This is a genomic window from Methylobacterium ajmalii, assembly GCF_016613415.1.
Classification (GTDB): Bacteria; Pseudomonadota; Alphaproteobacteria; order Rhizobiales; family Beijerinckiaceae; genus Methylobacterium; species Methylobacterium ajmalii.
Map to the genome: position 1 here is coordinate 28,216 of NZ_JACWCT010000011.1, position 12,498 is coordinate 40,713.

The following is a 12,498-nucleotide window of genomic DNA, read 5'->3' on the forward strand; positions in this document are numbered from 1 at the left end:
TTCTCCCCTCCTAGTCGAGAGGGCGGCTCGTGCGCTGTAGATGGAGCGCAACACTGAGGCGGGCGCGCCTCAGCCGGGCGGCCGGAGCGCCGTCGCCACGTCCTCGTCCGTGACCGCCTCCAGGGGCTTCCCGATCTTGCAGGCGCGCGAGCGGGCGCCCGGCAGCATCACCAGGATCACCGTCTCGGTGCCCGGGCAGGCCGGATCGGCGCAGACGATCTCGCTCACCGTCAGGCTCACCTCGGGGCCGAAGCCGCCGAGCCGGCGGGCGGCCGCCGCGACCCGGGCCCGCGCGGCGGCGTCCGGTCCCGGGCGTCGGCGAAAGGCGCCGAGGAGGCCCATGGCCCCTAGCGCGGCAGGCTGAGGAGGCCGGCCTGCCCGTCGGCGCAACCGAAGGCGAGGTGCTCGCCCCCCGCGTGCCAGCTCAGGGCCGTCACGGCGCTGCCCCGCACCGCCGGGCGCACCAGGAGCTCGGAGGCGTCGGTGAAGCGGATCAGCAGCACGCAGCCGTCCTCGTAGCCCGCGGCGAGGACCGGGGACTTCGGGTGGAAGGCCACCCGCGAGACCCGGGCCGGGCGCACGCCGCATTCCCGCGGCGCCTTGCCGGTCGGGCCTTCCTTGGAATCGAACGGCCACACGATCACGGCCTCGGCGCCGCTCGTCGCCAGCCAGTCCCCGTCCGAGGACCAGGCATAGGAGCGCACCTTGGCGGGGTAGCCGGTCATCCGCATGTGGCCGCGGTCGGGCTGGAGGCGCCAGCCGTGCAGGGCGTTCTCCTGCATGGTGGTGATGACGAAGCGCCCGTCCGTCGACCAGGTGACGTCGATGTGCGAGCCCTTCCAGGTCAGGGGCTCGGGCGGGGTGTCGAGGTTGGGGTACCACAGCGTCGCCCCGCCGTAATGCGACACCGCGAGCCGGTATCCCTTGGGCGCGAAGGCGAGTCCGCGGGCGGTCGAGGGCGCCTCGAACACCTTTTCCCGGCCCTTGGCATCGCGGGCGACGACGCGCTTGCCCGCCGCGAACGCGACCCCACCGTCGGGATGCAGGGCCAAGGCGTCGATCCAGGCGGCACCCTGCGCGGTCGCGACCGGCTCGGCCGTGCCGCCGGCCTTGATCGCGACGACCCGGCCGTCGTCGCCCCCGGTGACGAGGCGCTTGCCGTCGCCGGCCGACACCAGGATCCCGGCCTCGGGATGGGCCTCGACCCGCGCGGTCTCGCCGCCCTCATGGACGAGCAGCACCGTCCCGTCGCCGAGGGACAGGGCGAGGGTCCGGCCGAGCCAGTGCGCCGCGATGACGTGGGCGCCGGCCGCCACGTCGGTGACCTGCTGGGTGAGGGAGGGGGAAGCGGAGGCGCTCATCGCTCGTCTCTGAACCTCTGGGGCGTCGCCCGGGCGGGAGGGGCCGATTCTCCCGAACCCGGAGGGGCGGGCCTCTCACACGGGAGGGCATCGCGCAAGGGTGCGCGGGGGGGGCACGGGGGTTCGATTGCGCGGGCGGGGCCGGTTCCCGCGGGCATTAACCGGCCGTCCCGCAGGGTTAAGGCTTCGCTCACCAAACCCCGTCAATTCGATGGATCCACCCCGAACACGGCTGCGGTTCCGGCGGTTCTTCCCTCGAACCGTCGCCGGACCGCACCTCGGGCGAGCCGGCGGCCCCTACCCTCCCGGGAAGCGAGTTGCGTCATGATCCAGTTTGCCTACGCGGCGATGGTGCCGCCCACCGCCCTCTCCTGGGAGACGGTGCTGGTGGTCGAGGACGAGGCGATGGTCTGCGAGATCGCCGCCGAGGCCCTGGCGGACGAGGGCTATCGCGTGCTGACCGCCGCCGACGCGGTCGAGGCGGAGCGCATCCTGCAGGCCGAGCGGGTCGACATGCTGTTCACCGACATCGACCTCGCCCGCAACACCAACGGGGTCGCACTCGCCCGCGACGCCAGGCGCCACTGCCCGCGCCTGCCGGTCGTCTATACCTCGGGCGGCCGCCACGCCCTGCCGGCGGGCGAGGCCGTCACCGGCTCGGTCTTCGTCCCCAAGCCCTACCGCCCGAGCCAGATCGTGGCCCTCGCCAACCGGATCCTCGGGCACTGACCCGACCCGAAAACCCGTTCCATCCCTTCTGGAGACAGACACAGATGCGCGCGCCCTTCGTCATGACCGGGCTTCTGGCCGGCCTCCTCGCCGTCCAGGCCCTGACCGCGGGTGCCAAGGACGCCACGCCCAAGGACGCGACCCCCGCCCCGACGGCGGCAGCGGCAGCGCCGAGTGCGACCTGCGACATCGTCGGCCTGCGGCTCGAGGACGTGATCGCCAAGTCGACCGAACTGAAGAAGTCCGCGAACAAGCAGGCCGTGCGCGACCTGCGTACCCTGCGCGATGCCGCGGTGGTGCTCGACACCTACAAGCACCCGGAGGTCTGCGCCCGGGTCCTGACGGTCCTGCGCGGGCTGATCGCCAACCCCGAGCGGGCGATCGACCAGGGCGGCGACACCGACGAGGAGAAGGCCGAGGCCGTCGAGGAGGCTCGCAAGCCGAAGGTGCAGGACGGCAAGGAGCCCGAGAGCAAGAACTCCGAGAGCAAGCCGGCGGAGCCCAAGACGCCGGCCAAGTCCCCGGAGACCGCCGCCGAGCCGACGAAGAAGTAGAGGCCGGCCGGCAATCGAATTGCCGAATTATCCCGGGTCCCTGTAACAGATTGGAATTCCTCTGAGTTTCTGCGGCGGCCTTGATCCTGCCCGGCCACCTCGCTAGTTCGGTCGTGTCGGCGGTCCGGGGCTTTCCCGGGCCGGAACCGGCCTTGTCCGACGAACCGGAGCGGGAGCCGCGAGCGGCGTCGCACCGTCGCCCGCCCGGGCAGACGGTGCGCGCAGGGACGGCCCGTTCGTGTTCGCCGTCCAGAGGAGTTCGAGACGTGCTGACGCAAGGGTTGCCGCGCCGCCGGGGCCGTTCCCCCGGCCTGGCCTTTCGCCTCGTGCCGTCGCTGGTGCTGCTCGCCGCCGCGACGGCCCACCCCGCCGCCGCGACCGAAGCCCCTTCTGCGGCCCCCGCGGCCGTGACCCAGGCGGCCGTCACCCCGGCCGGCGCCGGCGCGCCGCTACGCGTCGAACTGAACAAGCTCGAGACCGCCGGCGAGGCCTGCAAAGCGGTGATGATCGTCGAGAACGGCAAGGGCGGCGCGATCAAGTCGCTGCGCCTCGATCTCTACGCCTTCGACACCGACGGCGTGGTGCAGAAGCGCAGCATGGTCGAGCTCGGCCCGGTGCCGGCCCGCAAGACGGCGCTCCGCCAGTTCGAGATCGCCCCCACCCCCTGCCCGCAGGTCGGCCGGGTGCTGCTCAACGACGTGGCCGCCTGCGAGGGCAAGGAGGCCACGGGTCACGACCTGACCCGCGAAGCCTGCCTCGATCGCATCGAGCCGTCCTCCGCCAAGGGCGCCGCACCGTTCGTGCGCTGACCGCCGCTTCCCCCTCCTCCCTTCTTCCGGAGCCCGCCGAGATGGATCCGACCACCGCGCCCGCCGCGCCCGCCGGCCACGACTTCTCCTTCCTCGGCCTCTTCCTGCAGGCCGACCCGATCGTGAAGGGGGTGATGATCCTCCTGGTCCTCGCCTCCGTGGTCTCCTGGACGATCATCATCGAGAAGGTGGTGCGCATCGCCGGTGCCCGCCGCCAGGCCAAGGCCTTCGCCCGCCTCGTCGCCAGCGGCGGCATGCCGGAGGCGCGCTCGGGCATCCCCGCCCGCGTGGTCGGCGCCGCCCAGGAGGCCTGGCGCGACCAGGACGCCAGCGAGACCCGGGCCGAGCGGCGCGAGCGCATCGAGCGCGCCATGCGGGCCGTGCTCACCCTCGACCTGAAGCGGCTGCAGATCGGCCTGCCGTTCCTGGCCAGCGCCGGCTCGGCGGCGCCGTTCATCGGCCTGTTCGGCACCGTCTGGGGCATCATGAACTCCTTCTCGTCGATCGCGAAGAGCCAGGACACCAGCCTCGCGGTGGTGGCCCCGGGCATCGCCGAGGCGCTGTTCGCCACCGCGATCGGCCTCGTGGTCGCGATCCCCGCGGTGCTCGCCTACAACAAGTTCTCGACTGACCTCGCCAAGGTGCAGGCCTCGTTCGTCTCCGGCATCGGCATCCTCGGCAACCGGCTGGCCCGGGACCGCGGCCACCACGCCCGCAGCGCCGCCGCCGAGTAGGCGCGGCGCGAGCCGGCGCGGGAAATCCCCCGCGCCCCTTGGTTTCACGACTTCGCCTGCCCCGTCGCGGCAGGCTCCGGGAGAGGCCCGCCAGATGGGTATGGGACCTGTGCAGGGCGGCGCCGGCGACGAGGATGGCTTCGACGCCGCGCCGATGTCCGAGATCAACGTCACCCCGATGGTCGACGTGATGCTGGTGCTCCTGATCATCTTCATGGTCGCCGCGCCGCTCATGACCGTCGGCGTGCCGGTGCAACTGCCGAAGACCGCGGCGGCCAAGAGCGCCGAATCGAAGAAGCCCGTCGTCGTCTCGGTCGACAAGGACGGCCAGGCCTTCCTGGCCAAGGAGGCGCTACCGGCCGACACCGCGCTCGCGCGCCTCAAGCAGGCGGCCGCCGAGGACCCGGGCCAGACCGTGCTGGTGCGCGGCGACAAGGACGTGCCCTACGGCAAGGTGATGGAAGTCATGGGCCTCGTCGGCCAGGCCGGCTTCGCCAAGGTCTCGCTGATCGCCAACGCGCCGTCGGGCGGGGCTGCCGCCGCCGCGCCGGCCCCGGCGGCCCCGCGCTGATCCGATGAGCCAGACCGTGACGACCGACGCGCCGGAGCCGCGCGAGCCGGGGACGGGGCTCGGCGCCGCCTTCCTGGTGGCGCTGGCGCTCCATGCCGGCGGCCTCTTCGCCCTCACCTACTGGCGCAGCGCCCCGACGCCGCCGGGCGAGAACGAGATCACCATCGATCTGGCGCCGGATCTCGCGGCGGTCGACGTGCCGAACGAGTCGAAGGACAGCGAGAGCACGCCGACGCCGACCGACGTGACCCCGCCGACCACGGTGCCGACGGCCGAGCCGCCCTCCGACACCGTGCCGGTCGAGACGCCGCCTCCGCCCGAGACCAAGGTGGAGGAGACGCCGCAGGAGACCCCGGTCGAGCCGATGCCGGCCGAGGCGGTCCCGATGGAGAAGCCGCCCGAGCCCGTGACCGAGGCGGTGCAGGAGCCCGAGGAGCAGGTCGTCACCTCGACCGCCCAGGACGCTCCCGCGACCGTGGTGGCCCGCCCGGTGACCGAGCCCAAGCCGGTGCCCAAGCCGGAGCCGAAGCCGGTCCCGAAGCCCGTGGCCAAGCCCAAGCCCGTCGAGAAGCCGAAGCCGGTCGAGAAGCCCAAGCCCGTGGAGGCGAAGAAGCCGCCGCCGAAGCCCACGCGCGACGTCAAGCGCGAGGCCGAGCAGGCGGCCGAGCGCCGCGCGGAAGCCGCTCGCCAGCGCCGCGCCGCCGCCTCCGCGTCGCGGATGAACGACGGCGGCGCCTCGGCGGCCGCGAGCGCCAGTGCGGCCCGGATGTGGGGCGCGATGGTGCGCGGGGCGATCCAGGGCCGCGCCCGCAGCGTCGGGGCGGCCGGCACCGCGACGGTCCGTTTCACCGTCTCCCGGTCCGGCCGGGTGCTCGGCGCGTCCCTCGCCGGCAGCAGCGGCAACGGCAGCATCGACGCGGCGGCGGTGGCGGCGGCCTCCGGCAGCCTGCCGCCGGCCCCGCCGGAATTCACCGGCGCGCAGCAGAGCTTCACCTTGCCGGTGCGGTTCAACTGAGGCCGTCAGCCCGGGGGGACCGGAACCCGGTCGCGCCCCCCGGGTATTCCGGTCGGCGGCCCGGCCTGTGCCGGGCGCCCGGCCGGCTCGGGACGACCTGCGTCACATGACCATCTACTTCACCAGCGACACCCATTTCGGCGACCCGCGGGTGCTGCGCATCGATCGCCGGCCCTTCCCCGACCTCGCGACCCACGATGCCGCCCTGGTCGAGAACTGGAACGCCGTGGTGGAGCCCGACGACACAGTCTGGCACCTCGGCGACTTCGCCCTCGGCCCGCCGCCGGAGCGGGTGCGGGCTTTGCTAGCGGTCCTGAACGGCCACAAGCACCTGATCGTCGGCAACAACGACGGGTCCGCGACGCTCGACGCGCCGGGCTGGCTCAGCACCGCCCACTACGCCGAGATCGATGTCGACGGGCAGCACCTCGTCCTCTGCCACTACGCGTTCCGAACTTGGAACCGCATGGGCCGCGGGGTTCTGAACCTGCACGGCCATTCCCACGGCAAGCTCACGCCGGCGACCCGGCAATACGACGTCGGCGTCGATGCCCGGGATTTCCGCCCGGTCACCCTCGAGACGATCCGCACGACCCGGCGGCGACGCAAGGCCGGCTGATCGGGTCCTGTCGACCGCGCGGGCAGGCCTGGCGAGCATCCAGGTAGTTTCGGGCGGAACCCCACGCCCGCCCACGACGTTCCTCGGTCACAATAAGCAAGCTTGGCATCGAGCCTCATCCTTGAGGCGGATCGCCGCAGCTTCGGATCCCGAATCAGTACGTGAGTTCAACGATGGCCTTCACGCGTCGTCTCCCGTTCGGCTGGCCCGTCGCCGCCGTCCTGCTCCTCGCCGCCGGTCCCGCCCTCGCGCAGCCGGCGTGTATCGGCGCCCAGCGCAAGATCGACGAAGCCGGTGCCCTCCGCTTCCAGGCCCGCCAGGACGCCCGCATCGGCGACCGCGACCGGGTCTGCGACAACCTCGGCGATGCCGAGGATCGCTACGAGGATGCCCGCGACAAGCTCGACGATTGCGGGCTGAGCGTCGCCTCGGTCGACCTCAAGAGCGCCTTGCGCTCGGTCCGGCAGGAAAAGCGCTTCTTCCGCTGCGACTGACGGGGTGCCGAAGCGCACACCGTTTCATCCAAGCTCAACCTATCCCTCTCGCCGGGCGATGCCGTGATTCGGCGCGCCAGATCGGATCTTTCGCCATGACCAGCATCACCCAGACCTCCACCGAGTCCCGCCTCTCCACCCCGACCGCCGGCGCGCATTCCTTCACGGCGGCGCTTTGCGGCTTCCTGGGCTCGACCGCGGCGACCACCGTGGTGATGCTGCTGCTCAGCAGCGTCTGATCGCTGCGAGGCACTGCGTCCAGGGCGCGCAACGGGTCTACGGCGCCACCGACCAGAATCGGCGCCGGGCAAACAGCATCTCCGGCTGGCCGACTTGCGGGCTCCCCGCCTGCACCTGCACCGGCGCCGCCGGCGGGCAGACAGGGTCCGGCCGTTTCGTCTGGATCACGACCGGCTCGGGACGGACCATCCCCATCCTCACCTGGACGTCCGGATTACGCAGAGCCGCGACCGTCGCCACGGCAGCCATCAATGCGCCCGCGATGGCGCCGAGGAGGAAGTTCAGCATAGCGGCCGGTCCTTGCGCCGACATCGTAGCGGTTTGAGGGCGGTCCCTCACCTCCGGCCGGCCGTCAAGCCCGTCCGGTGCGCTGCAACGTCGGTTCTTTCACAACTCAAGCTTAACAAATCGATGGCAAACCTGCCGCCGGGCCATCGCAGGGCCCGACGGAGACGCAAGATGATGAGCTACGCGGCGAACGCCTATGCGCGCACGTCCCAGGTGGCGCTGACACCCCGCGAGGCGGAGGCCGCGATCCTGATCAAGGCCGCCGTGAGCCTGCAGGCGGTTCAGGACAATTGGGGCGCGCATCAACTGACGCTGGACGATGCCCTCGGCTACAACCGCAAGGTCTGGACGTTGCTCGCCACCTCGGCGACCGAGGCGGACTCGCCGCTGTCCCAGGAGCTCAAGGTCTCCATGGCCCAGCTCGGCGCCTTCGTGTTCACCCGCACCCTCGACACGCTGGTCGAACCGAGCGCCGACAAGCTGACGGCGCTGATCGAGATCAACCGCAACCTCGCGAACGGCCTGCGCGGCAACGCCTGACGCCGGCCGCGCAAAAACATCCCCGCCCCCCTCGGGACGGGGATGCACCGGCCTAGGTCCGTTGCCGGTCGAGGGCGCTGTCGGCACCCGAGGTCGACGTCATCGGCGCCTCGCCGCCGCTGGTGTTGTCCTCGCCGCGCGTGGGCATCGTCTGGTCGAAGTTGCGCCGGTTGGCGGCGTGGTCGTGGTACTGCTCGGTCTGGACGTGCTTGCCGTCGAGGCCCCGCTCCGCGCCGTGCTGGGACTTGTCGCGGTTGCTGAGGACCATGTTCTCCTCGAGGATGCCCTCGGGCAGTTCGGTCATCGCCCCGGTGCCCGAGCCCTTGCCCTGCGCTCCGGGGCCCATGTTGTGCCTGTCGGCCTTGGCCATGCTCATCCTCCGGTCGTCCCATGGAGCGCGGACCCACCGCGCTCCCCGTACCCGGTAAGAGTATGAGTGGAGGCGCTCGCAGCAAGCGCGGCGGCCGCAAATATTTCCCGGAACCTTTTGGACCAAGAAGTCGGTGCCTCGGCGCCGTCAGTCCTTCCGGCATGGGAACGCGTCGCGCAGGGCGAGGAGCGCCAGTACGCCGGCCGGTTCGCGCAGGGCCGGCGGGTGAGCCGCCCCGTACGCGACGACGGCCCGGACGAGCTGCAGCCTGTTGCCGTCCGGCGGCAGGCAGGTGCCGAGGATCGGCGGCTGGTTGGCCGTGTCGGCCACGCCGGCGAGATCCTGGACGGCGCCCATGAACGACCAGCAGCCGACAGTTTCGGGATCCTGGCGGAACTCCACCTGGTCGCCACGAGCCTTGGCGCTGCGCAAGAGGACCTTGCACTGCGCCACCAGCACCGCGCCCTCCGCGGCACGGGCCGGCTCCGGGAGCAGCCCGGACGTCGCGAGCGCACCGAGAAGAGCGAGGGTCTTCGGCAGGCGCACGCGCCCCCGGCTCCGCAGGTTCTCGCCGGAGGACGGCGCGTGGCACGCAAACCTGCTCAGGATCGACATGGGGACTCGACTCGGTACGACGGACCGCCTGCCTGCGGCCCGTCGCATCCTAGCAAGCGCAGCCGCGGACCGCCCCCGTCGCCGCGCGGCCAGCCACACCTTCGTTGCCGCAGGGTGCGCGCCGCCGCAGCCCGAGGGCCGCACCCGCGTCGTCGCGGGGCCCGATCAGCGGGCCGGATAGACCACCCGGGCGAGCGTCGCCTCGGCGCGGGTCACGGCCTCGGTCGCCGGCCCGGCCTTCTGGTAGCGCGCCATCAGCCGGCGGGCGGCATCCGCCGGCAGCGCCCCGATCGGCGCGGTCATCGCCAGCAACTCCTTGCGGGTCTTGCTCGCCACCACGCCGGGACGGTTCACGTCCTGGAAGTCGCTCATCTTGTGCCGGTCGGTGTCGGAGTTGCCCTGGAACACCCGCGGCCCCTCCGGCATGATCACGATGTCGCCCGGGCGCAGGGTCGAATCGCGCAGGAGCGCGGTGCGCGCGTCGAGCGACTTGAGCGGCGATACCGCGATGGCGAGGGGCTTGGTATCGGTCTTCTCCGGCTTCACGTCGGCCTTCGGCAGTGCCACGTAGCGGGTGCGGCCGCGCAGGGCCTTGGCCTGGATCGCGAGGCGGTTGCGCCGGCTGGCCCGCTGGCGGATCGGCGCATCGTAAGGCTGGACCACGGAGGGCTGGACCACGGAGGGCTGGGCCACCGGCGCCGGGGCGTAGGCCGGCGGGGGATTGAAGATCTGACGCAGGAAGTCGAGGCCGTCGCCATCCGCCGCCCGGGCTCCCACCTGCGAGGCGATCAGCAGGCAGCCCGACGCGACCGTCAGGAGCGTGGCGCGCAACCGGACAGCCGGCATGGTCTGGGGCAGCGGCATCGAGCCTCTCCAGTCGGGACTTCGGTGGGGTTGGGAGATCTGTACTGGTACTCGGCCGGATAACCTCGACGGTGGCCCACCAGTTCCGGGTTTCGTAACAAAGATGAACGATTTATGAGCGTGGCGCCGCCGACCCGTCCCGGTTCGGTCAGGTCCGCGCGCCGCCGGCACGGAGCTGGCTGCGACGGACCCCTTCGACCCGGCCTGCTCTGTCCCACGTCTTCGCGATCTCCCCGCGAAGACTGGCCGCCGGACCGTCGAGCGCAGGACAATCCATGACGTCGCGGAATGCGTTTCTGTCTCTTCACGGCTGGGCCGCGATCGCCGCCGGGCTCGCGCTCGCGGGCCAGGCCCCCGCCCCCGACCGGCGCGTGCCTCTCGAGCCGACCGCCTGGCCGTTCACGGCGATCGGCCGGGTCAACGTGGTGCAGGGGCCGGCGCATCGCAGCCACTGCACCGGCACGCTCGTCGGGCCGCGCCATGTCCTGACCGCCGCCCATTGCCTGTTCGACGCCCGGATCGACGCCTGGGTGAAGCCGCACCAGGTCCATTTCGTCGCCGGCCAGGCCCGGGACGCGAATGCCGGCACCGCCGGGATCGAGGCGATCCGGCTCGCCCCCGGGATCGACCTGAGAGCCGCCGCCCGGCCGCGCGACGGCGGCATCCCGCCCGGGATGGTCGGGCGGGACTGGGCGATCCTCACCCTTCGCCAGTCCCTGCCGGGAAGGCCGGTGCCCTGGCGCGTGCTGCCGGGGGCGGAACTCCCGGGCAGCCGGCCCGGCGTCGTGGTGGCGCTCGCCGGCTACGCCGCGGACCGGCCCTACCTGCCGGTGATCGACCGCGGCTGCAGCGTCCGGATCGACGCGCCGGCCGCCGGATTGCTCAGCGATTCCTGCGAGTCGATGTCGGGGGAATCCGGCGCGCCGGTCCTGCTGATCGAGGCCGACGGGTCCGCCGCCCTCGTCGGCATCCACACCGCGGTGACGAACGGCGCGCGGGTCGGGCGGGCCTACCGGTCGGCGACCGGCGTCGGCGTCGCCGCCGCGAGCTTCGTCCCCGCCCTCGACGAGATGGTCAGGCCGCGCTGAAGCGCCAGAACGCCACCTGGGTCTCGCCGTAGGTCCGGCGCTCGCTCTCGGAGAAGCCGTCCGGCGCGGCGAGCGCGGCGGAGGCCGCCTCCTCCACCACCGCCAGCGCTCCGGGAACGAGCCAGCCGCCCTCGGCGGCCGCTCTCAGCGCCTTGGGGGCGAGGTCGCGGCCGTAGGGCGGGTCGCAGAAGACGAGGTCGAACGGCGCGCCCGGGGGTGCCGCGCCGAGGCGCGTGGCGTCGCGGCGAAACAGGCGCGTCGTGCCGCCGAGCCCGAGGGCGTCGAGGTTCGACCGGATCACGCCGCGCGCCTCCGCCCCGTCGTCGACGAGGAGCGCGAAGGCGGCGCCGCGGGAGATCGCCTCGCAGGAGAGCGCACCCGTGCCGGCGAACAGGTCGAGGACGCGGGCGCCCTCGACCGGGTCGTCATAGGCATGCGCCAGGACGTTGAATATCGCCTCGCGCAGCCGGTCCGAGGTCGGCCGGATCGCGTCGCTGCGCGGCCCGGCGAGAGCCCGGCCCCGCAAGGATCCTCCGACGATCCGCATCGTCTAGGGCTCAACCACGCTGCGGACGGCCGCCGCCGCCGCCGCCGGGACGACCGCCGCGCCCGCCGGGCTTGCCCCCGCCCGCGCCGCCCGAGCGGAACCCGCCGCCCGGCTTGCCGAAGGACTTCCCGCCCGGCCGGCCGCCGCCGCCGGGACGACCCTCGCTCTTGCCGCCGAAGGACTTCGCCCCGAAGGACTTACCGCCCCCGGGCTTGCCCCCGAAGGAATTACCGCCCGGCTTGCCCCCGAAGGACTTGCCGCCCGGCTTGCCGCCGAATGAACGGCCTTCACCGCCACCGGCGCGTCCCTCGAACGAACGGCCACCGCCGCCCGAACGCCCTTCGCCCGAACGGCCCTCTCCTCTGCCGCCGAAGCCGCGGTTCTCGCCTCCGAACCGGCCCTCGAACGAACGGCCGCCGCCGGGACCGCGACCCTCGCCGCCGAAGGAACGGCCGCCCTCGCCACCCGAGCGCCCTTCGCTTCTGCCGCCGAAGCCGCGATTCCCACCGCCGAAGGAGCGTCCCTCGCCGCCGGATCGCCCCTCGAACGAGCGACCACCGCCCGGACCGCGGCCCTCGCCGCCGAACGAGCGGCCTTCGCCACCCGAGCGGCCCTCGAACGAACGGCCCTCACCGCGGCCCCCGAAGCTCTTGTTGCCCCCGAACCCGCGGCCCTCGCCGCCGTCGGAGCGTCCGCCGGAACGGCCGAAGCCGCGCCCACCCTCGTCGCCGAGGCCCGCCTTGGCGCCACCCCGCGGGGCGAAGCCGTCGCGGTCCCGGCGCATCGGCCGGTCGTCGCCGCCCGGACCCCGGCCCGGCGCGTCGTCGCGGAACCGGGTGCGGCGATGCGGCGTCGCCTCCTCCTGCGGCTGGGCCACCAGGCGCTCGACCAGCACCCGGCGGTCGCCCGACGCGATGGCGCCGACGCGCTTGCGCGGGGCATCCGCCATCGCGGCGCGGATCTCCTGCGGGCTGTCGCCGCGCCGGTGCACCCGGCCGCGATTCGGCAGGTCGCCGGCGGCCTCGGCCTCGGAATCGCGCCACACCGTGCGCACCGGGGC

At 73.0% G+C, this 12,498-nt stretch carries 18 protein-coding genes and 1 pseudogene; 11 read left to right on the plus strand and 8 right to left on the minus strand.

All coding sequences use genetic code 11. The features are described 5' to 3' along the window. Positions 1 to 69 precede the first annotated feature (69 nt). Both HPY23_RS02235 and HPY23_RS02240 read right to left on the minus strand, forming a co-directional pair. Complete coding sequence (locus tag HPY23_RS02235; RefSeq protein ID WP_060845854.1) at positions 70 to 342, minus strand: hypothetical protein; 273 nt, start codon at positions 340 to 342, stop codon at positions 70 to 72. A gap of 5 nt (positions 343 to 347) precedes the next feature. Further along, positions 348 to 1,361 carry a WD40 repeat domain-containing protein gene (locus tag HPY23_RS02240; RefSeq protein ID WP_091885522.1) on the minus strand — a complete coding sequence of 338 codons (1,014 nt, stop codon included), beginning with the start codon at positions 1,359 to 1,361 and terminating at the stop codon, positions 348 to 350. 324 nt (positions 1,362 to 1,685) lie between these two features. On the opposite strand from HPY23_RS02240, the gene HPY23_RS02245 reads away from it, so the two are divergent. The 9 genes from HPY23_RS02245 to HPY23_RS02285 all read left to right on the plus strand — a co-directional run bounded on the left by HPY23_RS02245 (position 1,686) and on the right by HPY23_RS02285 (position 7,125). After that, positions 1,686 to 2,090: a response regulator gene (locus HPY23_RS02245; protein WP_091885520.1), complete on the plus strand. Its 405-nt coding sequence runs from the start codon at positions 1,686 to 1,688 to the stop codon at positions 2,088 to 2,090. A 44-nt stretch (positions 2,091 to 2,134) separates the two neighbouring features. Continuing rightward, complete coding sequence (locus HPY23_RS02250; RefSeq protein WP_175539929.1) at positions 2,135 to 2,644, plus strand: photosystem reaction center subunit H; 510 nt, start codon at positions 2,135 to 2,137, stop codon at positions 2,642 to 2,644. Between the two features lie 266 nt (positions 2,645 to 2,910). Then, a complete protein-coding gene (locus HPY23_RS02255) occupies positions 2,911 to 3,453 on the plus strand; it encodes a Tat pathway signal protein (protein ID WP_244537555.1) in 543 nt (180 codons plus the stop codon). A 41-nt stretch (positions 3,454 to 3,494) separates the two neighbouring features. Continuing rightward, positions 3,495 to 4,187: a MotA/TolQ/ExbB proton channel family protein gene (locus HPY23_RS02260; RefSeq protein ID WP_091885514.1), complete on the plus strand. Its 693-nt coding sequence runs from the start codon at positions 3,495 to 3,497 to the stop codon at positions 4,185 to 4,187. Between the two features lie 94 nt (positions 4,188 to 4,281). Next, on the plus strand, positions 4,282 to 4,758 hold the full coding sequence (tolR, locus tag HPY23_RS02265; protein WP_060845850.1) for a protein TolR: 477 nt from the start codon (positions 4,282 to 4,284) through the stop codon (positions 4,756 to 4,758). Positions 4,759 to 4,762: 4 nt separating this feature from the next. After that, positions 4,763 to 5,773, plus strand: a complete 1,011-nt coding sequence (locus HPY23_RS02270; RefSeq protein ID WP_091885511.1) for an energy transducer TonB family protein — start codon at positions 4,763 to 4,765, stop codon at positions 5,771 to 5,773. A gap of 106 nt (positions 5,774 to 5,879) precedes the next feature. Continuing rightward, positions 5,880 to 6,392, plus strand: coding sequence for a metallophosphoesterase family protein (locus HPY23_RS02275; protein WP_091885508.1), 513 nt, complete (start codon positions 5,880 to 5,882; stop codon positions 6,390 to 6,392). A gap of 173 nt (positions 6,393 to 6,565) precedes the next feature. Then, a complete protein-coding gene (locus tag HPY23_RS02280; RefSeq protein ID WP_060845847.1) occupies positions 6,566 to 6,886 on the plus strand; it encodes a hypothetical protein in 321 nt (106 codons plus the stop codon). Between the two features lie 95 nt (positions 6,887 to 6,981). Then, positions 6,982 to 7,125, plus strand: a complete 144-nt coding sequence (locus tag HPY23_RS02285; RefSeq protein WP_167543886.1) for a hypothetical protein — start codon at positions 6,982 to 6,984, stop codon at positions 7,123 to 7,125. 37 nt (positions 7,126 to 7,162) lie between these two features. On the opposite strand, the gene HPY23_RS02290 is transcribed toward HPY23_RS02285, so the two are convergent. Next, on the minus strand, positions 7,163 to 7,414 hold the full coding sequence (locus tag HPY23_RS02290) for a hypothetical protein (protein WP_091885505.1): 252 nt from the start codon (positions 7,412 to 7,414) through the stop codon (positions 7,163 to 7,165). A gap of 171 nt (positions 7,415 to 7,585) precedes the next feature. On the opposite strand from HPY23_RS02290, the gene flaF reads away from it, so the two are divergent. Beyond that, complete coding sequence (gene flaF, locus HPY23_RS02295; protein WP_236017613.1) at positions 7,586 to 7,954, plus strand: flagellar biosynthesis regulator FlaF; 369 nt, start codon at positions 7,586 to 7,588, stop codon at positions 7,952 to 7,954. Between the two features lie 52 nt (positions 7,955 to 8,006). Here flaF and HPY23_RS02300 read toward each other — a convergent pair whose 3' ends face one another. The 3 genes from HPY23_RS02300 to HPY23_RS02310 form a co-directional block, all read right to left on the minus strand. Beyond that, a complete protein-coding gene (locus HPY23_RS02300) occupies positions 8,007 to 8,324 on the minus strand; it encodes a hypothetical protein (RefSeq protein WP_060845844.1) in 318 nt (105 codons plus the stop codon). Between the two features lie 147 nt (positions 8,325 to 8,471). Beyond that, a complete protein-coding gene (locus tag HPY23_RS02305) occupies positions 8,472 to 8,870 on the minus strand; it encodes a Rap1a/Tai family immunity protein (protein ID WP_329618842.1) in 399 nt (132 codons plus the stop codon). A 234-nt stretch (positions 8,871 to 9,104) separates the two neighbouring features. Further along, positions 9,105 to 9,803 (minus strand): hypothetical protein, encoded by a 699-nt coding sequence (locus HPY23_RS02310; RefSeq protein ID WP_091885502.1) that lies wholly within the window; start codon positions 9,801 to 9,803, stop codon positions 9,105 to 9,107. A 275-nt stretch (positions 9,804 to 10,078) separates the two neighbouring features. Here HPY23_RS02310 and HPY23_RS02315 point away from each other — a divergent pair, with 275 nt between their 5' ends. Continuing rightward, entirely contained in the window at positions 10,079 to 10,891 is an 813-nt protein-coding gene (locus HPY23_RS02315; RefSeq protein ID WP_091885499.1) for a trypsin-like serine peptidase, read from the plus strand. On the opposite strand, the gene rsmD is transcribed toward HPY23_RS02315, so the two are convergent. Then, the gene (rsmD, locus tag HPY23_RS02320; protein WP_091885496.1) at positions 10,878 to 11,438 is read right to left on the minus strand and encodes a 16S rRNA (guanine(966)-N(2))-methyltransferase RsmD; all 561 of its coding nucleotides are present in this window, start codon (positions 11,436 to 11,438) and stop codon (positions 10,878 to 10,880) included. The two genes, HPY23_RS02315 and rsmD, sit on opposite strands and share 14 nt — an antisense overlap. Before the next feature lie 10 nt (positions 11,439 to 11,448). Further along, positions 11,449 to 12,498: pseudogene (locus HPY23_RS33505) on the minus strand (hypothetical protein); the annotation flags it as partial.